Origin of the sequence: Catenuloplanes sp. NPDC051500, from assembly GCF_044454585.1 — a bacterium.
Classification (GTDB): Bacteria; Actinomycetota; Actinomycetes; order Mycobacteriales; family Micromonosporaceae; genus Catenuloplanes.
In genome coordinates this window covers 192034-215178 of sequence record NZ_JBITDX010000002.1, presented here as the reverse complement: position 1 = coordinate 215178, position 23145 = coordinate 192034, and the positions used below count along the sequence as shown (strand labels likewise).

3 protein-coding genes are annotated in these 23145 nt (G+C 73.6%); all 3 read left to right on the top strand.

The window, feature by feature from the left end:
- Positions 1–91 precede the first annotated feature (91 nt).
- A complete protein-coding gene (locus ACIA8K_RS04015) occupies positions 92–10441 on the top strand; it encodes a hypothetical protein (protein ID WP_396054722.1) in 10350 nt (3449 codons plus the stop codon).
- 10 nt (positions 10442–10451) lie between these two features.
- Positions 10452–12458, top strand: a complete 2007-nt coding sequence (locus ACIA8K_RS04010; RefSeq protein WP_396054720.1) for a hypothetical protein — start codon at positions 10452–10454, stop codon at positions 12456–12458.
- A 124-nt stretch (positions 12459–12582) separates the two neighbouring features.
- Positions 12583–23088: a hypothetical protein gene (locus ACIA8K_RS04005; RefSeq protein WP_396054718.1), complete on the top strand. Its 10506-nt coding sequence runs from the start codon at positions 12583–12585 to the stop codon at positions 23086–23088.
- Positions 23089–23145 lie beyond the last annotated feature (57 nt).

The following is a 23145-nucleotide window of genomic DNA, read 5'->3' as shown; positions in this document are numbered from 1 at the left end:
TCTTGGTGAACCAACCCTGACAGGCCGTCGTTAACCGGCGTTGAGGCGGGCTCACGCGCCCGGGCGGCGATCCGGTGAAGGGAAGGCGACCATGGCCGGGCTTGATCCCTTTTCCATGCTGTGCCCGGACGGGCGGCTCATTCCCACCGGCAACGGAGGCGTGTTCTTCCACCCGCACCCGATGAGCACCCCCGTCGACCTGGTCGGCCTGGTGCACGCGATGAACGCGCCGCGCGAGGCCGGTCCGGCGTTCCACATGAGCCATGAAGGGCTGCGCGACGTGGGCGCGCTGGAGACCGCCCAGCGGGTCGTCCACGACCTGATCGGCAGGCTCGGCGCCGGCGCGCGGATCACCACGATCCCGGTCGACGGCACCGAGCGGACCGCGGTAAGCGACTGGCAGAAGGCGGCCGACATGGTCGGCGTACCGGTCGGCGTGGCCTATCGGCCCTGGATGGAGCCCTCGGCCCGGGTCGTCCGGGTGGGTACCGAGGGCCGGCCCGACCCGGCGGGCGAGTTCGCCCGGGTGCTGCCGAAGGGCCTGGCGGCGATGCGCGCGGCGCTTGACACCGCGCGCACCCTGGCCGCGGACACCGGGACGGCGCCATGGGACCGGCTGCAGGCGCTGGTGAGCGGCATCGACGCGCACCGGAGCGAGCTGCGCATGCCCAGCTCGGCGCGGCTGCCCGGCGCGTCGCTGTGGCAGGCCGGGTTTCAGCTGGCGGCCGGGATGGCGCTGGGTCTGCCCGGCCCGGACGGCGATCTGACCGCGGTGACCCCGGTCTCGGTCGCGGAGCTGGCCCGGCTCTGGGGCGATCCGGAGCTGCTGCCGGGGACCGAGGCGCTGACGGCGGCACCGGGCACTGTGCTCGTGGTGCATCACGAGCCGCGGGTCGGCGACGGCGAGGTACGGCTGCTGGTGTCGCACGACGGTGCACTGTGGTGGGTGGACCTGGCGGCGCCGGCGGACCGGGCCGTGACCCGCTTCGACCCGGAGAACCCGGCGCACGCCGGCGCGCTGACAGCGCTCGGCACGACCGTGCGCAGCGTGCGCCCGCCCGTCGCGCCGGCTGCCGCGCCCCGGTCCGGCGAGCCGTCCTTCGCGCCGCGGTCCGGGCTTGTGGACGCGCTGCTCGACCCGGAGGTGGGCCGCCGGTCCGCCGGAGCGCTGCAGGCCACCCGTCCCCGTCCCCGGCCCGCCGACGGCAGTGGGGTCACCGAGGGGGCGTCCGGGCCGGAGGCGCTGATCCGGGCCGCGTTCGACGCGGTCGCGGCCGATCTGCGCGGCAACGACGTGGCGCGCCAGTTCGACGCGGTCGACGATCTGCTGACCAACCGCATCCCGCCGATACGGGACAGGTTCGCCCGGGACCGCGACGCGCACGAGCAGGCCCGGGTGGCCGCGGAGAGCGCGATCACCGGCCACGACACGCGGATCGCCCAGCTGACGAAGGACCTGACCGCCGCCCAGGCCGAGCTGACGACCCGGCAGGAGGCCGCCGCCGCGGGTACCCGGAGCCGGGAGGAGGCCGAGGCCGTGCTGGAGGTGGCCCGGTCCGCGCACCGGGACGCGGTGGCCGGGCGGGAGCGGGCACAGCGGGCGTTCGCGGCCGGGCCGGCAGCCGAGCGTCAGCGCCTGGCGCAGGCCGCGCAGACCGCGCTGCAGGACGCGGTCCGGGCCGGCGAGCAGGCCGCCGCGGCCGAGCGCCGACTTCAGCGACTCCGCCGCGAGGAGGGCTTCCTTGAGGACGAGGTCGCGGAGCAGCAGCTGGTGATCGCCAGGGACACCGCTGCCCAGGTGCACGAGCGGGGGGCCCGGGAACTGCGCGTCCAGGACCGGGACCGGGCGATCGAGAACCGGGGTACGGCGGGCGCGAACCGGACGCTCGCCGCCGTGAACCTGGACTACCTGAGGTCGCTTGCCGCCGACTGGGCCGGTCTGGAGCTCGGCGACGCGCGCCGGACCGCGGCCCGGGTCGAGGCGGACCAGGCCCGGCCGTCCTTCGACGCTGCGGCCGCCGAGGTCGCCGCGCTCCTCGCCCGGCCCGTGTCCGAGCTGACGCCCGACGAGGTGGGCCGCCTCGCCTACCTGGCGCACCTCGACGGGGTCCGCGCCGCGGCCGAGACCGCGCACCAGGCCGGTCTGCCGGCGCTGCGGGCCCGCCTGCAGCAGCACCTCACGCGAATGGCCGGTTACACGGGAAGCCCGATCGCGGCGCCGGAGCTGACCCGCCTGGTCGACGGCGCCGTCACGCTGCACCTCTGGACCGCGCTCTCCGACGCGTTCGACGGGGCCCGGGGCGCCGCCGAGCAGGCGCGCACGGACGCGGCCGACAGTGCCAGGGTGCGGCTTGACCGCCCGAACCCGGACCTGGGCGCGCTCGTCGACAGCTTCTCCGACCCGGCCACCCGGCAGGCCCGGCTGCCGCAGACCGGTGGCCACGTCGCAGGCCTCGGCCCCCGGATCGAGCTGGTCCGCGCGCCGTCCGCGCCGTGGTTCCTGCGGGAGAAGCACGTGCTCGGCGACGGGTACGTCCGGAAGGTCAACGACCCGGCGCAGGTGAACGGCATCGCCACGTTCAGTGCCGCGCTCACCGGCGACGCGGCGACAGTGCTCGGCACCTCGAAGATGCCCGGGAGATCGGTGCGCGGCAAGGTCGAGACGTGGCTGACCAAGCAGCTGGTCAGCCAGGACGTCCGGCACTGGGAGAAGCTCATCGAGTCCGGCGTCGGCCGGGACTTCAACGGCCGGTTCGTGCGCCTGCACGTCCGCCCGGCCAACCCGGTCTACCAGAACCTGCCGCAGCCGGGTCTCAAGGCCGGCGACTCGAACATGCACATCAAGGGCGGCGACGTCTCGTACTCCCGGGCCGTCGGTGGTGGGACCGGCTGGGGACTCCCGTTCTTCGCCGCCGTCTTCGTCGGGACCGCGAACGAGGTGGTCCGGTTCGCCATCGGCCCGATCGCGCGGTTCTTCGCCGGTGGCTCGCGGCGCTGGTCGGAGTCGGCAGGCGGCGGGGTCCAGGCGGAGAACATGATCTTCACAGGTGACTTCGCCACGTACCAGTTCGGCGCGGACGCCGAGGTGGTGCTGGAGATCGACGGTCAGGAGGCGGCGAGCCGGCCGCTCAACGACCACCTGGTGCTGGCCATGCCGCAGATCCTGTCAAGCGCGCGCGACGAGGTCGACCCGGCCTCGGTCGGCGTGCCGACCCGGGTGACCAACCCGGCGGCGCTGAACAAGCAGGACTTCGCACTCAGCGCGGCCGCGTTCGAGGACCCGCTCCAGGAGCTGCAGGAACAGCTTCGGCAGCACCCGGATTTCCGGCTCTCCGCGAAGCACGCGGCCCGGGTGGTCGACAAGCTGCGCCGCGAGATGATGAACCCGCAGGGCGCGAAGGACGCCGGCGCGTGGTGGACCACGAACAGCTGGCTGTCGCCGAACGTGTCGATGAAGGTCGGCAAGTGGCGGCGGTTGGAGGGACACCTGCGCAGCGGCGGTCAGCTCGTCGACCTGCGCCGGATCACCGACACCAAGGGGCTCGTGCGCAACGACATGGCGTCGGTCGCCACCCGGGGCGCGGGCCGGGGCGGCGGCTCCGTGGCCGGACGGCGGCTGGGCGCCGAGCCGCCGGTCCTCGTGGGTGAGCACCTGGTGCTTCCGCGCTGGGACGTCGCGTTCCTGAACACCAGCCGGCGGGTGAACCGGTCGATAAACGTCGAGGCGTCGGCCCGGACTATGCCGACCCGCAAGACGGAGCTGATCCGCTACCTGGCCACGGTCTCGGCCGGGCTGACCTTCGACTCCAGCCGCGGGCAGCTCGACGTGCGGCGGAACACGACAGTCGAGATCGCGGTGCCGGCGGCGTACGCGGACGCGTTCGAGGAGCAGGTGATGGCCACGCCCGCGCTGCGCGAGGTGTTCGCGCGGCCGGACGACCCGGTGGTCACCATGCCCAAGGCCGGCCGGAGCGCTAGGCCGTTCCCGCGGAAGGGTGCCGCCTCGCCCGGTGACCTGCGGACGATCGCCGACCGGCACCGGATCGAGGTGTCCTTCGCCGGCGCGGTCAACCCCGGCGGCCGGTGGGCCTGGGCCGACGCCCACCCGAACGTGACGATCCGGGACCTCGACGCGACCGACCACGAGTACGCCGACGTGGACTCGGTGCCGGTATTCCGGTACCTGGTCGACGCCACGAATCCGGAGCTGATCGACGGCGCCACGGTCTTCACCCGGGGCACCGTGCACGTACCGGGGGAGACGCCGCGGCCCGGGATCGTCTCGGCCGAGTTCGTCCGCAATCCCGCGCGGCCGGTGACCAGCCGGGCCACTGCCGCCACACCCGCGTCCCCGGCCGTCGCGACACCGCCGCCGTTCCGCAGCTCCGGCGTGCGGAACGTGACAGACCTGATGCTCAACGCCCGGATCCACCCGATCGAACTGGCCGTGACCGGGAGGTCCGGCGAGGACACCCCGGCCCGGATCGAGGACCTGCCGGCGTCGCTTCATGCGCTGTGGCCGGTGCGCAACCGGATCCTGCTGCGCGGCGACGGCGACTACACGTACCCGGCCACCGCGCCGATGGAGGCGCGGTACCGGTACCTGATCGACGACCGGGGCACGGTCACCGCCGCGATCCCGCTCGGCGACCCGGCCGGCACCGGCGCGCAGCGCACCCGCACGGCCGGCGACCCGCAGCCGAACCCGGCGCTCTACCGGCCCGCACGACCGGCCGGGCCTGTCACACCGGAGCAGGCGCTCGCCGCGGTGCGGTCCTACCTGGACGGTTTGACCTCGTACACCCAGGTGCAGCTCACCGCGGGGGTGCCAGCCGAGGTGGAGGCCGCGCTGCGTGCGGAACCGCTCGTGGAGCTGCTGGACCGGACCGGTGCGCGGGTCCCCGGGCAGACCCCGCCGGCCACCGCCGCGCCGGCCGCCACCCGCAGCACGGTACGGCCGGACGGCGCGCTGAGCGTGGGCCTGCCGCCGCTGACCGGGCCGAGCCGCGAGCCGTGGGCGCTGGCCAGCCGGGCAGGTCTCGGCCCCGGCACGATGAAGGAGATGCCGGGCGCGGAGCTGATCTTCGCGGACCTGCTGCTTCTTGTCGAGCAGCAGATGCGCGCGGTCGGCCGGAAGCTCAAGGGCGAGGAGCGGCAGGAACGGTTCTACGAGCTGGCCGCGAAGTTCGGCGTGCCGGGCATGCGCGGCAGCCAGCGCCCGCTCTTCGACGGCGGCGTCTCGGACTCGTTCACGATCGGTAAGTACACGTTCCACGTCAACCTGACCGGCGCGCTCGGCGACCTGCTCGACATCGACACCGTGCCGGACTACTGGATCGACAACCGGGTGATCGGCAAGTCCGGCGCCGCGATGAGCGAGCGGCTGACCCGGCGGTGGGGGACCCGGCTGGACATCTCCGCCCGGCTCGCCATCCAGGACTTCTTCGGCATGCAGGTGCGGTTCGCCGACCTGCAGTACGCCTGGGACCGGTCCCAGGCGCGCAACACCGGGCAGAGCACGGCCGGTGGGCGGCGGCGGAAGGTCGGCGGCATCGTCACCGAGTTCCTGTACGGCGCCTCGTACCAGCTGAACGTGTCAGTGACCGACGAGGACGGGAAGCTGGTCCGGCCGGCCAGCTCCCGCGCGTACGGCGGCGAGGGCTTCGAGGCACCGGTGCACGTGGCCGCCGAGGACCTCGCGCCGGTCCCCACGCCGCAACCTGCGGGCCATGGCATCACGCCTGTTACTCCGCCCCTGCCCACCGGACCGCCGCCGCTGCTCACCGACGACGAGGCGGTGGACCGGCTGAGCGTGGCCGAGGCGGACGACCTGCGGCGCTGGCTGGCCGGCGAGGACGTGACAGGCGGCGACGGGCAGCTGGTATCAGGCGTGCGCGACGGCATCGACGGCATGTACGTCTGGCTGAACCGGGTCGGGAAGCTGGCCGAGCGGGCGCAGCGGTTCATCGACGTCGTCGACGGCCGGCTCACCTCGCCGGACAAGGGCAGCCTCGGCGAGCTGCTGCAGGATATCGCGCCGGGTGGCAACCGGGTCACCTTCGAGGCCGGCGTCGCCACAGGCGTCACCGCGGACTTCCTTGAGCCGCTGGCCGCCGAGTTGATGAGCCGCACCGGCGCGGTCGTGCCGCTGGACCGGCGGGGCAACGAGATCCGCCAGCTGCGCATCCACCTGGTGCCGGCGCACGCCAGGTACAGCCACCCGACGGACGAGCCGCAGACCAAGGAGTACGCGGCCGGCGCGGTCAGCGCGGGTGCGTCCACGACCAAGGGGCAGCGGGTGCGCGGGCGGGTCGGCCCGTCGCTGTTCGTCCAGACGGGTAAGGGCGCGGCCGGGCTCGACTTCGCGGACCGGGACGTACCCACCTCCACCCGGCTCGCCGACCACGTCAACGTGAACCTGCTCAGCGCCGCGATGAGCAGGCGGAAGGGCGCGTCCGAGGCGATCATCCTCGGCGGCCGGGAGGGGACCCGGGCGTCGTACGAGGGCCGCAGCTTCATCCACTCGTCGGACGCGCTCTTCCTGATCACCTACGAGCGGTACGTCGACGGTGTGCTGTGGGCCTCCGACGTGGACATGAAGATCAGGAGCGGTGTAGAGACGTCCACGCCGTACGTGCTCGCCGCCGACCTCGGCCTGCCGGTGCCGGCCGCGGACGTGCCTGTCGTCCCGCCGGAGACGCGCGACGTGCAGCCGATCCACTCGGAGATCGCCTACGCCACCTCACACGTGGAGAAGCTCACCGCGTCGGTGACGACGCGGGAGCGGCGTACCGGCACCGCCCTGCGGGACGACGAGCCGATCCGGGTGACGAAGGACGTCCCGGTCCACAAGGACGTGCTCCAGGTGGTGCTCGACAACCTGACGGAGTTGGAGGTGGACGTCCGCGATCCCACCATCTCCGGCGCGGTGGCCACGCTGTTCCGGGACAGCGCGCTCAAACGGAACTACCGGACCATCCGCAAGGAGGGCGTGACGCAGGTGATCACGCTGAACCACTCGTCAGGCGCGGTCCGGCGGGTCGGTGTCCGGATCGTCGCGGCCGATGACGACCTGACGTACGAACGCCCCCGCCCGGACGTCAAGACCACGATCTTCGGCGCCGGTACGACTGTGGACAGCAGGACCGACAGCGTCGACACGGCGATGGTGGCCGGGAGCGGCGTGGACGGCCGCTTCCTCGGCGAGACCGCCCGCCTGGCGTTCGGGGCCTCGGCCGGCTACGAACGCGACTCCGAGCAGGCGGTCACGCAGTCGCTGGCGTCGGCACGCAAACGCCGGGGCGGCCCGCTGGAGCTCGGCAGCCAGCAGTTCGGCGCGGACACCCGGTTCACGCTCGAGTTCTTCGAGTCGTCTGCCGCGCCGCAGTTCCTCAGGTCAGTTGTGGACGCCGCCAGCTGGGCCGGCAAGGTGGCCGACACCCTCGCCGACGGCCGGCTCCGGAAGCCCGCGCTGGACGCCGCGCACCTGACCGTCAACGTGATCGACACGGTCACCGACGGCAAGCTCCGCAAGCACCTGCCGAGCCTGTTCCCGAGCCTGAAGACACCTGTCCGGAACGCCGCCGTGAACGCCCGGCTCAGCCTGGTCGCCCCGTCGCACCTGACCCGGATCGGCCCGCCGCGCCCGCTGGACGGGGCGGACCCGCTGCCGGAGCGGCTCTCCGACCTGCCGCCGGCCACGGTGAAGCTCTTCGACGGCCGCGGTGGCGTGCCCGCGGACCTGGCCGAGTCGGTGACGAAGACCGAGGCGATCGCGCCGCACCTGCACGGTCTGGAGACCTACAGCTTCGACTCGTTCATCAACTGGCTGCCGGCGACCCGGCTGGCCGGCGCGGAACGGCTTGACACCGAGGCCCCGCCGCCCCGGATCGCCGACTACGGGCCGATGTCCACTGTCGCCGCCGAGATGTCCGCGGCCCTGGGCGGCGCGAACGCGGCCACCCACATCGAGGAGCTGCTGCGCGGCCGGTACGTCGTGAAGGGCGACGGCAGCGACGAGTTCACGGTGCGGGCCGTGCTCGGCAAGGGGCGGTGGCTGACCCGTGGCGGCTACGACGCGTCGAACGCATGGCTGCACGCGGAGGAGCAGGAGAACGAGCAGGGCAAGGCGTCCGGCTTCGCGCTCACGCCGTTCGACTTCGGCGCGGGCCCGGCGTCCGGAAGCGACCGGATGTTCTCCGGCACCGGTCTGGGCGTGGCGAAGGAAGGCGGAGCCGGTGGCACCAGCGCGGTCGGCGGATTCGCCATCGACATCGAGCGGCGCAAGGGCGACCAGGACTACATCTGGTTCGACGTCACGCTGATCGGCACGTCGCGCAACGGCAGGTCGTGGATCCGGAGCGAGGTGCCGTACGGTCTGCTCGCCCGGATCCCGTCGGCGCGGGCCGCGGAGGTCTTCGCACCGCGGCCGGGCACGCTCGGCGTGGTGGACCAGGCGCTGCTGACAAGCCTCAGCGATGACGTGGTGGTGGCGTACCCGGACCGGCGGTTCCTCGTCGAGCAGCTCGCCAAGCAGCGGAACACGCCCCCGCCGAACCTGCTCAAGCCGCTTGACCTGCACACGGCCACCCGCCGCGCGCTCGACTGGACCGCCGCGGTCGAGCTTCCGCCGCGGGTGGCGGGCACGCCGGCGCCGACGCCCGAGGACTGCGTGGAGCGGGCGTTCGGCCTGTTCGTGGCCGTGCACAGGCGCACCACGAACGTCACCACCGACACCAGGGTGGCCGAGCAGCGGACCGCGGACGACCTGGCGCGGACGCTCGGCGGCGAGTTCGTCAGGCTGCGCGACCCGGACACGCTCCAGGAGTACCTGCGCAACCGGCCCGGCGCGATGGTGGCGGTCCGCACGCCGGCTCCCTCCGGCGGCATGTCCCACCTGTTCTGGGTGATGTCGGTAGGCGACCGCCGCCTGCGGATCTTCGACGGCCAGGAGAACGGCGTCTCGCGTACGGATGCGCACCTCGGCACCCGGCGGCAGGCGCTGACGGACGGGCTCACCACCGCGCACCAGCGGCTGTTCTTCCACGCCGGCGCGGAGGCGATGCTGCTCGACGAACGCGGCAGGTCGGTGGACCTGCGAACGGCGGTGCCGGGCGCGGTGACCACGCGGCAGTCCGGCGACCGGATCGGCCGCCGGGAATCCGGCAACCTGCCGTCCAGGTCGCTGTCCACCGCGCCCGTGGCGGAGCTGCGCGCGGTGCTTGACGCCGGTGACCTGGCGCGGGCCAAGCAGCCCCCGCCGCCTGTCGCCCCGGTGGAGGAGCCCGGCCGCGATCGTCCGATCCGGACGCTCGGTGACTTCTCGTCGCCGGCGGCCAGGAGCGCGCTCGCCCGCATCAACGCGGCGGCGCGCGCGTCGGCAGGTGGCCCGGTGGTGGCGGTCAGCCTCTACGGGACGGCGGCGACGGACGCGATCCACCGGCTTGACGAGATGCTCCGGCACGACGGGTGGCGCGGAGAGCTGCCGGTGGTGGCGGCGACGCTCGGCACCGGCCCGGCCACGAAGGCGTTCCGTGAGGTACGGCTCGCGCGCCGGGTGGTGACCGTGCAGCAGGACATGGCGGGCTTCGAGGCGGTCTGGAAGCTGCTGCCGCCGGGTGCCGACAACGCGCAGCGGCTCGCGGAGTCTCCGGACGTGCCGTTCCGGCAGGCGGCGGAGATCCCGGCCGAGCCGGTCGCCACCCTGACCCGGGTGCTCGCCGACTGGATCGCGCATCCGGACTGGGCGGCGGCGGAGGCGTTCCAGCGGGCGCACGACCCGGAGCTGCGGTCCGGCACTGTCGTCGAGGAGCTGCGCGGGGTGGTCGCGAGCCACCCCGGCGACCTGCGGCTGCGTGCCTTCCAGACCGCGCTGACGGCAGCTGTCCGGGCCGGCGGCTTCCCCGCTGACGACGCTCCCCGGCTCACCCCGGTCGCCGCGTCGTTCCTGTCGGTGGAGCCGGCCTACGACGCGGCCGCGCGGGGCCCGATGCCCGCCACCTTCGTCTACGACTACCTGCGGTCCGCCGGCGCCGCCCGCCGGGACCGGTACCGGCTGGACGGCCTGCTGTTCCAGCTGATGACGGCCGGGCAGCTGACGCGCGAGGAGACGACCTCGCTGGCGCGGGCCGCGTCCACGAACCGGCTTGACGGCGCGAACGCACGCCTCTTCGAGCTGCTCGCCGACCTGCTCCGGACGCCTGATGCGGAGCTGCTCGCCGACTCGGCCGCGATCACCGGGCGTTTCGTCGCGCTTGTGCGCCCGCTTGCGGTCCGGCAGTTCGGCGCCGTTCCGGAGAACTGTCTCGATCCGGTCGACCGGACCGCCTGGGTGGGGCGGCTCGACGCGTACCGGGACCGGCTGCGCGCGCACGGCGGCGCGGCCGAGGGACTGCGCGCCGAGATTCTCGAGGCGATGACCTACACGCTGTCGAACTGCTGACGGGGAAGACATGAGCCTGCCGCTGATCAACCAGAACGCGAACTCGATCTGCATCGACCATGTGCTCCCGACCACGGCCGGCGCGCACATCCACACCGAGCCGATCTCGTCGCGCGACCGGGACCCGCGGGTGCGGCAGCTGACCACGTTGCCCGGCCGCGACGGGCACGTCTACCTGTCGTTCGGCGCGGAGATCGACGCCGCGCTGACCGAGGCCGAGACCGGGAGCGGTCGCGGGCGGGCCGTGCTCTACCAGTTCCTGCGGGGTCTGCCGGCCGAGGTGACGGACCGGGCGGTCGTGCGCGTGCTTGATCCGGCCGGGCTCACGCTCGCCGACATCGCGGCCCGCGCGGACCTGGCCGGGCTGCCGATCGAGGTCAGCCGCGCCGCCCTGGCACCTGATCGTCCGGGTGGGCCGGTCGTCGACCCGGGACGGCTGCTCGGGTTCGGTGACGGCATGCGGCTCACGCCCGTCGCGGACGCGGAGACGCTGTGGGTCGCGCCGGCGCGGCACTGGTCGCCCGCGGCCTACGCGGACGCGGATCCGGCGGCGCTGGAGGCCGCGCTGCACACGGCGTACCCCCTGGCCCGGATGGTCTTCGATGGTGCGGGCGGCGTGCACCTGGGCCTGCCGGGCGCGCTCGTGGCCCACGCACACGGCGCCGGCCTGGCCCGGTTGCGCCGCCCGCTCGGCCCCCGGGATCTGCCGGACACCCCACGACAGGACCTCAGTGGGTACGGTGACCTGCTCGCCGCGATGGCCGTGCCCGGCACCCGCGCGTTCGTGTCGGTGCGCTCGCCGTCCGGCGCGAGCCTCACCGTGCTGGCCCTGCACGACAGGCACGGACTGTCCTTCCTGGACCCGGCGACCGGCGGTGCGGCGGTGTTCCCGGAGTCGCCGTCCTCGATCGGCCTGCACCCGGTGCCGGGCGAGGCGGACCTGGCCTCCTGGCTGACCGAGATCCGTCCGGTGGCGGCGGAGCCCCGGCCGATCAGTCACTCCTCCACCGTGCGGGCGATCCCGCTCGGCAACGGCCGGGCGATCGACGTGGTCGGCTCGCCCGGCGTGCTGCCCGACCTGTTCGTGGCCGAGCTGACGGCCGCGGCCGAGGGCGTGGACGCGCCGGTCGTGGTGGTGGCCACCGGCAGACAGTCCACCGCGCCGACGGTACGCCAGCTGCGCGGCCTGGAGTGGGTGCTCCTCCAGCACCGGCGGAACCAGCTCGCCGGTGGTGCGGCGCCGATCGTGGTGATCCGCGGTGACGCTCCGCCCGAGGTCACGGCGTTGCTTGGCGGGTACGACTTCGCTGTGGTGCAGCAGTCACGCACGTCCGGCAGCGGGCTGAGCCTGAACCTGGACAACCTGTGGTCCGGCCGGGACGTGGCGGGCAACCCGGCCGCCGCGCCGGTCCGGACGCTCACGGCGGACTTCCTGCGCACTGTCGGCGCGACCCGCCCGGCATCGGCGAAGACCGGCCGCCAGGCCGATGAGCGGCTGATGTCGTTCCTGTTCACGCCGCTCGAGGACGTGGCGTCGATCAGGTCGGCGGTGGCCGAGCACGGCTCCGCGCTGAAGACGCTTGTGCCGGAGATCAGCCGTTTGGGCCTGGTGAACCAGGACCTGTTCGCCGGGTGGGAGGCGATCCTGCGCATCGAGGAGCGCGCCGACCCGGTGCTCACCGAGGCCGCCTACGGGTACCTCGGCACCGAGAGCCCGACGCTGTCGTTCGTGCCGTCGGTGCTGGAGAAGGGCCCGGAGGCGCTCTCCGACCTGATCGACCTGACGAAGGGGCCGCTCGACGACGGTGCCAGCCGGGCGATCCTCGGCGCGCTCCGGAAGGGCATCGCGGGTGCGCCGATCGAGGAGATCAAGGCCGAGATCTTCCGGCACTCCGTCTACCTGCCGGAGACCGGGCGTACCGGCTGGATCCGCGAGCTGCAGGACTTCAGCCGGCGGATGCCGGAGCACAATGCCCTGTTCGAGCAGGTAGCGGTCTTTGTGGAGACATGTCCGTGATCGACCGTGGGCGATGGGCGCGCCTGGCGAATTTATGAAGACTATGTAAAAGCTGTGTGAACCAACCGCGTCGGCGAGACGTTGAGCAGGATTCGTACGCCTCGCAGCATGGTTGGGGGACGGCATGTCCGGTACCAGCACACGTGACCCGTTCATGGCGTTGTGCCCGGACGGCCGGCTGATCCCGATCGACAACGGCGTCTACTTCCACCCCTATCCGATGGCGACGCCCGTCAACGGCCTCGCGCTGCAGCACGCCATGAACGCGGGCCGGCAGGCGTTCGGCCCGGCTTTCTTCCTGGACGCCGAGGCACTTCGCGACGCGGCCGCGCTGGAGACCGTTCAGCGTGTGGTCCGGGACCTGCTCGACGGGCTCGGCGCCGGTGCGCGCATCACCACAGTGGCACCTGATCGGCCGGACCGGACGGTCGAGGTCTGGCAGAAGGCCGCGGACATGGTCGGCGTGCCGATCACAGTCATCGGCGCACCCCGGCTGGAGACCTCCGCGCGCGTGGTGCGGACCGGCGACACGGTGAACGTACTGCCGAGGGGCCAGATCGCGATGCGGGCCGTGCTTACCGCCGCGGCCGAGCTGGCCGCGGACCGGGAGATGCCCGCCTGGACCCGGCTGGAGCGCCTGATCACGCAGGTCGCCGAGGCGCGCGACGTCCATCGCGTGCCGCGCTCCGGCTCGGTCTCCGGAGCGGAGTTCTGGCGGGCCGGCTATCAGCTCGCGGCCGGGCTGGTGCTGGGCCCGCCGCCCGGGACGGACGCCGCCGCGCTCGCCGGGTCCGGTCAGCCGATCACTGTCGAGACGCTCATCGGAGCGTTCACCCGGCAGGACGGCGAGGCGGTGACCGACCCGGCGGAACTGGCCCGGACCCTGCTCGGCACGCCTGGCGGGCGCGCGCTGGTCCACACGCCGGACCGGGACGGGCGGCCCGCGCGGGTGCGGTGGCTTGCCGCCCACGACGGTGCACTGTGGTGGGTCGACCTGGCGGCGGACCCGGATGACGCGCTGTCGGCCTACGATCCGGCTGATCCGGCGCACACCGAGATGCTCGCCGGCGCCGGGACCACCGTGCGGGTGATCACCCCGGCCGGGCAGCCGGAACAGGCGGGGCCGCGTTCCGGATCGCGGGCGGATCAGACGCCGCTGGAGCAGCCGCGGGCCGGGGCGACACGGTCCGGCTCGCCGCGCTCCGAGTCGTTGCGTGACGCGTCCACCAGCCTGGTGGACGCGCTCACCGATCTGCCGCTCGGCCGCCGTGCCGCAGGCACGCTGCAGACCGGCTCCACGCCGGCCACCACGCCCGGCCGACTCGAGACCCGCCCCCGCCCGGCGCCCGGCGGCGGCGTCACCACCGGCACGGGCGGCCCGGAGGACCTGGTCCGGACCGAGATCGACGCGGTCGCCGCCGGCCTGCGCGACGGCACGCCGGAGCAGCAGTTCAACGCCCTCGACGACCTGCTGGGCAACCGGCTCCCACCGATCCGCGGCCGCTTCCACCAGGCCTGGACCACCCACGACGGCACGGTACGGACTGCCACCGCCGCGATCGCCGTGCACGACGCCCGGCTCGCGGAACTCACCCGGCTGCTCGATGCGCTGGCGACCCGCAGCGGCCAGGCGGACCTCCAGGCCACGACCGCGACGACCGCCCACTCCGCTGCCCTGGAGGAGCGCGACGACCTCCGCGTCCGGCTGGGCGAGGCCACCGAGGCCCGCGACGCCGCCCGGCGGGCCGCCCACCAGGCCGCGAACCGGCCCCCGGCCCAGCCCGCTGACCAGGCTGCCGATCTGGCCGCTAATCAGGCCGCTAATCACGCCGCTCATCAGGCCGCTATCGAGGCCGCCAACCGGGCCGTCGCGGACGCCGACCGGGCCGTAACTATGCTGACCGATCGGATCGCCGCGCTTGAGAAGCGGCTGCCCGGCCTCCGCACCGCCGAGCAGGAGGCGATCGACCACGCCGCCGGCCTGCGCAGCGAGATCGCCACGCTGACCGCGGAGCAGGCCCGCACTCCCGGCCTGCGGGACGTGGAGACCACCCGGCGGGACCGGGCGGTGGCGGACCGCGCCACCGCCGAGGCCGACCGCGCCCTGCTCGACGCGCACCTCACCTTCCTCCGCGGCCTGGCCGCCGACTGGGCGGCGCTTGAGCTGGGTGACCTCCGCCGGCTTGCGGAGAGGATGGACGCGACCGAGGCGCCCGGTGCAGCGCTGCGGCAGGCCGCCGGCCGGGCCGCCACCGCGGTCGGCGACCTCTTCACCCGGGACGCCGCGCTCACGGCCGAGGACGTCGGGCGGCTCGCCTACCTGGCGTACCTCGACGGCGTCCGCCGGGATGCCGAACAGGCGCACGCGTCCACCGCGGACACGGCCCGGGGGCGGGTCTCCGCGCACGTGGACCGGCTCGCCGGGTACACCGGCACCGAGGCGGCCGACGGCGAGGCCGCCCGGCTGGCGTACCGCAGCGTGGATCTGGATCTGTGGAACACGCTCGCGGCCAGGTTCGACGCCGTCCAGGCCGGTGCCGAGCAGGCGCGCGCGGACGCGATCCGGGCGGCGAACGACGAGCTGGCCCGTGCCGGGCAGGCGGACCGGCGGCCGGACCTGGCCACCGTCGCCGCACGCGCGATGGGCGTGCCGGCCGGCCGGGACTGGCGCGGTGAGTCGGCCGGCGCGCAGGCGTTGCGCACCGGCCTGGCGCACACGGCCGGCCAGATCGAGACGCTCGGCGTCCGGATCGAGTTGGCCACGGCGCCGTCCGCCCCCTGGTTCCTGCGCGAGCGGCACCTGCTCGGCGACAGCTACGTCCGCCGGGCCAAGGGCGCGCCGGACGCGGAGGTCCAGGCGCTGACCGGGCTGATCCGGCCGCACCTCGGTACCACGTCGCTGCCCTGGCGGTCGCCGGATAAGGGCCTCACCCAGTGGCTGACCGCGCAGCTCGGCTCGGCGGAGGTGACCGACTGGGAGCGGCTGATCGAGTCCGGCACCGCGCACGAGTTCAACGGCAGGTACGTGCGCGTCTTCGTCCGCCCCCGCAACCCGGAGTACCGGCCGGCGACGCAGCAGCCGGCCGAGGGCGTGCTCGAGTTGCAGCTCCGGCTGACCGAGCGGGGTTTCACCAGGTCGGCCGGCGGCGCGCACTCCTGGAACATGCCGCTCGGCCTGACCTTCGTGATGGGCGTGGCAAACGAGGTGATGCAGGCGCTGATCGGCCCGATCGGGCGGTTTTTCATGGGCGGCTCGCGGCGCTGGGCCGAGGCGACCGGCACCCGGATCTCGGCCGACAACTTCGGCTTCGCCGGCGACTGGGGCATGCACGAGTACGGCGTGGACGCCCAGGTGGTGGTGGAGGTCGACGGCACCGAGGTGGCGACCCGGGACCTGGCTGACCACCTGGTGCTCCGGGTGCCGAAGATGCTCTCCACAGATCGTGACGCGGTCGACCCGAGCACTGTCGGCGAGCCGATGCCGGTGCGGAACCCGGGTGCGCTGCAGGCCGGCGACCACGTGGTCAACGCGGTCGACTTCGAGGACCCGCTGGCCGGCCTGCAGGAGGCGCTGCGCACCGACCCCGCGTTCGGGTTGAGCGCGACGCACGCGGCCCGGGTGATCGACCGGCTCCGGCAGCAGATGATGAACCAGCGCCGGGCCAAGGAGCACAACCAGTGGTGGTCGTCGAACAGCTGGGTGTCGCCGCACATCATGATGAGCGCGGGCCGGGGCCGGAACCTCGACGGTCACCTGCGGGCCGGCGGCACACTGATCGACCTGCGCCGGATGATCACCACGCCGGACGCGATGATCCGCAACGACATGGTCACCCAGACGATCCGGCTGGCCGGGCGGGGCGCCAGCTCGCAGGCCGGCCGCCGGGTCGGCTTCGAGTTCCCGCTGAGCGTGGACGACCACCTGGTGCTGCCGCGGGTGGACGTCGGCTTCCTGACCACCGAGCGCGCCGTGGACCGCAACACCACCACCGAGTCGCTGGCCCGGAACACGATGACCCGCAAGGGCAAGCTCACCCGGTACGTCGCGACGCTCGCCACGGATCTGACGCTCGACGCCAACCTCGGCCAGCTCAGCGTTCGCCGCAACACCACGATCGAGTTCGCGGTGCCGGAGGAGTACGCGGCCGTGTTCGAGCAGCAGATCATGGCGACGCCCGGGCTGCGGGAGGCGTTCCACAGCCCGAAGGACACTGTCGTCACGCCGTCCACACCGGGCCCGAGGGCGTTTTCGCGCCGGGGTGCCCGTACCCCCGGAGATCTTCGGGTGGTGGCGGAGAAACACCTGATCGAGATCGTGCTGCCGGCCGGGCATGTGCGGGACGGGCGCTGGGCGTGGGCGGAGGACCACCGGAACGTGCGGTTCAGCACGCCCGACGACGCGGCGGCCTACCCGGCGGTCGAGGACGTACCTGACTTCCGGTACCAGGTCGATCCGGCGGCGCTGATCCCGGTGCTCGGCGCGACTGTGTTCACCAAGGGGACTGTGCACGGGCGGCCCGAGGTGGTGTCGGCCGAGTACGTGGTCAACCCGGCGCACCGGCGGACGGCTACGGCGGCGCCTAACGGCCGGGCGCCCGCACCTGCCACCGAGCCGTGGGGAGCGCGTGGCGTCAAGGATCCGGTCGACCTGTTCCTGCTTGCCAAGAAGGGGCCGATCGAGGTGGCCGTGCGCGGGCGTGCCACCGCGCCGACCTCGCTGTCGGACCTGCCGCGCTCGCTTGCCGGTCTGTTCCCGGTGCGGGACAACATCCTGCTGCGCGCGGACGGCGTCTACCCGGCCACGGAGGAGCCGGCCGCGTTCCGCTACCTCTTCGACGAGCGGGGCCTGGTGATCGGCGCGATTCCGCTGCGCGCCGCCGAGGACGGGACTGTGACGCCGGGCGAACTGGTGCCGAACCCGGCGCTGTACCTGCCCCGGCCGGTGGCGGGCCCGGTGCCGCCCGACCGTGCGCTGGCCTCGGTCCGCGCCTTCCTGGACGGGCTGAACGTCCCCGGGTACGCGCAGGCCCAGCTGACCGAGAGGGTGCCGCCGGCGATCGTCGACGTGCTGGCCGCGGACCCGCGGATCGAGGTGGTCCTGGCCACCGGCGAGCGACTGCCGCGCCAGACGCTGCCGGCCACCGCGCCGGTGGCGGCCGCGGACGGCACGATCCCGCCGATCCCGTCAGGTGTCCGGCGGCACGTGGTCTCCGCGGACGGCTGGGTGAACGGCGATCTCGCGCCGCTGTCCGGCCCGGCCCGAGAGCCGTGGGCGCTTGCCACCCGCAGCGGTCTCGGACCCGGCGTGATGATGGAGATGCCCGGCGCCGAGTTGATCTTCGCGGACGTGTTGCTGCTGGTCCAGCAGCAGATGAAGTCGGTCGGCCGGAAGCTGAAGAAGGGCGCGCGGCAGTCGCGGTTCTTCGAGCTGGCGCTGAAGTACGGCGTGCCGGGCATGCGGGGGCAGCAGCGGTCGCTCTTCGACGGCGGCATCACCGATACGTACACGGTCGGCGGCTACACGTTCCACGTGAACCTGACCGGCGCGTTCGGGGCGCTGCGCGACGTCACCACGGTCCCGGACTTCCTGATCGACACCCGTAACGTCGGCCGGTCCAGCTACAACATCCGTCAGGCGCTGGCCCGCCGGTTCGGCGCGCGGGTGGACATCGCAGGCCGGGTGAGCGTCAAGGACTTCTTCGGCATCCGGATCAAGCTGGCCGACCTGCAGCTGATGCTCGAGCGGGAGCGCGCGGTCCTGTCCGGCCTGGCGCAGTCGGCCGGGCGTCGACGCAAGATCACCGGCACCGCCACCGAGTTCAATTACGACGTCAACTACCAGCTCACCGTCGCCGTGACGAACAAGAAGGGCAAACTGCTCAAGACCAGCTCCCGCGCGTACGCCGGTGCGGACTTCTGGGCCCCGGTCCGGGTCGGCGAGGAGGATCTCGCACCGGCCCCCGGCGGGACGCACAGCCTGGCGCCACCGCTCCCGGCGACCGAGGCGATCTCCCGGCTGACCGCCGCCGAGGCCCGAGCCGTGCAGCAGTACCTGGACGGCGGTGATCCGCCCGGCCTGGTGTCCGCAGTGGACGCCGGCACCGAGGGCCAGTACGTCTGGCTGAACCGGGTCGGTGCGCTGGCCGAGACGCTGCAGCGGTTCATCGACGGCGTCGACCGCAGGCGCACCGCTGCCGCCACCGGCCTGAGCACGCTGCTTGCCGACCTCGCGCCGGGCGGCGGGCGGACCGCGCTCGAGGAGGGGGTCTCCTCCGGCATCACGCCCGACTTCCTTGAGGCGCACGCGGACAAGCTGATGACCCGGACCGGCTTCGTCGTGCCGCTCGCCCGGACCGGCGGGGTGACCCGGCAGCTGAGACTGCACCTGGTACCCGCGAATCCGCGCTTCACCAGGCCCACGGACACCGCAAGCCAGCGTGACTACCAGGAGGCGGGCGGCCAGGCCGGCGCGAGCGTCATGCGCGGCAACACGTTGCAGGCCACGTTCGGGCCGGGCGGCATCTTCCAGTTCGGGTCCGGGGCCGCCGCGCCGCCGGGAGCCGAGTCCGCGCAGGGCTCGAACTACGCCACCCAGTCCGGCCCGGCGCCGGGAGAGTCGTTGCCCGCGGCCAGCCGTGGCGCCGACCACGTCAATATCAACATCGACCTGGCCGCGGCCCGGCAGCGTACCGCGGCCGAATCCGCGCAGGTGGGAGGCAGGGAGACGAGTCGGTCGCTCTACAAGGGCCGCAGTTACAGCCACTCCGCGGACGCGATCTTCGTCGTCAGCTACGAGCAGTTCTCCCGCGGGACGCTGAAGAAGGAGCGCTTCGACCTCAAGATCAAGCACGGCATGGAGATGTCCACGCCCGACGTGCTTGCGAAGGAGTTGGGCCTGCCGATCCCGGCGGCCGACGCGGCGCCCACCCCGGCCCGGACCGGCACGCTCACGCCGCTGCACCGCGAGCTGGCATTCGCCGCCTCCACGGTGGAGAACGTGACCGCGTCCGCCGAGCGCCAGGTGACCTCCCGCGGCGTGACCCGGACCGTCACGCTCGACACGCTTTCGGTGGTCACCGAGCAGCTGCGCGCGATGAAGGTCAACATGGACGACCCGGCCATCGCCAACGCGGTCGAGAACCTGTTCCGCACCAGCTCCCTCAAGTCCCACAGCCGGGCCCTGCGCCGGGACGGCATCTTCCAGCTGATCACGCTGAACAGGGCGCTCGGCGGCGTCCGGCGGATCGGCATCCGGCTCACCGCCCGCCACGGCCCGCTCCGGTACCACCGCCCCCGGCCGGACGCGAAGGGCACGGTCATGGGCATCTCGATTGGTACGGAGAGCCGGACCGAGGCGCTGTCCCACACGGTCAAGGCCGGGGTGACAGGCGACGCCAAGTTCGGCGCCGGCCCGCTGCGGATGGGCGTCGGCACCGGCGCGGAGGCGGAGTGGGGCCGGAAGCACGCGGACACGACCGGGAACACCGACCTGTTCGTCCAGCGCGTGTCCCCGGCAGACCTGGGCAGCCAGGAGTTCCGCGCGGACACCGAGTTCGACCTGGAGTTCTACGAGGACTACGACCTGCCGCAGGCGTTCTCCTCGCTCGCCGACGGCGCCTCGTGGACCGGGAAGGTGGTGGACACGCTCACCGACGGCCGGCTCCGCGCGTTCTTCCAGAGCACCTTCACCGGCGCCGCGCGGCCGGAGCGGACCAGCCGGCTGCACGGGGAGACGCGGCTGCTCACGCCGAGCCACCTGACCGTCGACACCGCGCACGTCGAGGCGGCGCCGCAGACCCGTACCACGCCGCTGCCCGCGGACGCCGCGTCGCTTCCCGCGCCCACGCTTTGGGTCTTCAACGGCAATCCGCCGGCGGCCGGGCCCGCGGACCTGGCGGACGACCTGGCCGTCACCGCGCTGCTCGCACCGGACCTGCAGGCGCTTGAGATCTTCAACTTCGACACGTTCGTCGACTGGCTGCCGAGCACCAGGCAACCCGGCGCGGAACGGTACGACACCACCGCGACGCCGCCGCGGATCCCCGGCTACGGGCCGATGTCCAACGCGGCCACCACCGTACGCACGGCGCTGAACAGCGAGAACGTCACGCCGAGCCTGCACCGGCTGCTTGCCGGCGACTATGTCGTCAAGGGCTTCGGCCGGGACGAGTTCACCGTCCGCGCCGTGCTCCGCACCGGGCGATGGCTTACCCGCGGCGGGTACGTCAAGACCAACGTGCCGCTGAAGGTGCTTGACATGATGCGCCAGCGCGAGCAGAAATACGGCGCCAGTGTCCGGCCGATCGAGGTGGACATGGGCCCCAAGGCGGGCGACGCGAAACTCGTCGGCGGCACCAACCCGGCGCTCGGCCTGTCCGGCGTCGACGGGTCCGGCACCGTCACCACAGGCCTCTCCATCGACGTGGACAAGCGCTGGTACGACTACGACTACTTCTGGTTCGACGTGACGCTCATCGGCACCTCGGCGAACGGCCGGTCCTGGGTGCGCAGCGACATCCCGTACGGCGTGCTTGCCCGCCTCCCCGCCGAGAAGGCCACCGAGATCTTCGCGCTCCGGCCCCGGGACCTCGGCATCGTCGACCACGCGCTGTCGGTGGCGCTCGGTGACATCGCCGCCCCGATCGGCGACCGGCGCTTCCTGGTCGACCGGCTGGCCGCCCGGCCCGCCACCACCGCGCCGAACCTGCTGCACGCGGACGAGCTGGCAGCGGCCGTCCAGCGGGTGAGCGCGTGGACGTCCGCGACCCAGGCAGCACCCCGGCCGGCCGGCGCCCCGGCACCGGCCGTACCGGCGGAGGACTGCGTGATCCGCGCGTTCGGCGCGTTCGTCGCTGTGCACCGCCGGACCGCGAACGCCACCACCGACACCGAGGGCATCGGGCATCGTGGCGCCGACGACCTGGCCACCTCGCTGCGCGGCGAGTTCTTCCGGCTGCGCGACGCGGACATGCTGTGGCGGTACGTGTCGCAGCGTCCCGGCACCATGCTCGCGGTCCGCGTCCCACCGCCGCCCGGCGGCATGTCCCACCTGTTCTGGGCGATGTCGGTCGGCAACGGGGAGATCCGCTGGCTGGACGGCCAGCTGCACGGCGTCTCGGACGCGCCGGCCACGATCGGCACCCTGCGCCAGCACCTGCTCGGCGAGGACACCGGCTATCACGCGCGGGCGTTCCGTGCCGCCGGGACCGAGGTCCTGCTGCTTGACGAGCACGGCAAGCCGGTGAACCTGCGCGGCGCGCTGCCCGGCGTGCTCGGCAACCGCGAACCGGGCGACCGGCTCGGCCGCCGCTCCTCCGGCCAGATGATGCGTACCGCGCCGTTCGCGCCGTCGTTCGACCTGCCGGCGCAGGCGGGGAAGCCGGCGCCGGCGCTCACCCCGGTCCGCGAGGTGCGGGAGGTGCGCGCTGCGCCGGATCGGGAGGTGCGGGAGGCGCCAGATCGGACGGTGCGGGAGGCGCCGGATCGGGAGGTGCGGGCGCTCGGTGACTTCAGCGGTGCGCATGGCCGGGAGACGCTGCGGCGGATCACCGAGGCGGCCCGCGGCTCGGACGGCCCGCCGGTCGTCGCGATCAGCCTCGGCGGCGACCCGGAGACCGCGCTCGCGGCAGTCCGGCAGCTCGACGAGATGCTTCGCAACGACGCCTGGCGGGGCCGGTTGCCGGTGGTCGCCGCGACAAGCGGCACCAAACGGTCCGAGGACGCGTTCGCGCAGGTCCGGCGGGTTCGGCGGCCGGTCACCGTACACGAGACGGCTGTGGGTTTCGATCGGGTGTGGCAGTTGCTGGAGCCGGGCGCGGAGCAGGCCGTCACGCTGCAGGCCGAGCCGACGGTGGCACTGTTCGCGCGCGCGGACGCGATCCCGCCGGCGCCGGTCCGCACGCTGACGCCGGTGCTGGCCGGGTGGATCGCCACGCCGGACTGGGCGGGCGCCGAGGCGTATCACCGGGAGCACCCGGCGGAGCTGCACGCCTCCGGCCTCGCCGCCGAGCTGGCCCGGGTGATCGCGGAGAACCCGGCCGACCGCCGCCTGCCCGGTCTGCAGCTCGCGCGGGAGACCGGAGCGCGGGCCGGTGGTGTCCCGGAGTCCCGGCTCACCCCGGTGGCCGTGTCGATGCTTGACGTGGAGCCGCCCTACGACGCGGCCCGGAGCGGCCCGGTGCCGCCCACGTTCATCTACGACTATCTGCGGTCCGCGGGGCGGAGCCGGCGGGAGCGGTTCCCGCTGGACGGCCTGCTCCTCCAGTTGATGCTCGCGGATCAGCTCAGGCCGGAGCAGGCCCTGACGCTTGCCCGCACCGCGTCCGTGACCAGGGTGGACCGTGCCAACACGAAGATTTTCGAGGTGGTCGCGGAGCTGCGGGCGCTTGACGGATCGGCGCTGCTCGCGGACCCGGCCGGGCAGACCGCGCGGTTCACGGCCCTGGTCGGTGCGGTGTCGAGGGTCCGGCCCGGTGCGCTGCCGGAGGACTGCCTCGACCCGGTGGACCGCGCCGCCTGGGTGGGCCGCCTGGACGCGCTGCGTGACAGGTGGCGGGCCGCGGGGGACCGGGCCGGCCTGCTGCGCGCCGAGGTGCTCGAGGCCGTCACCTACACGCTCTCGAACTGCTGACCGTTCCGGATGCTGTGAGGTTTCCTTTACCTTCCGGAAATCGGGTGCGCAGGCTCA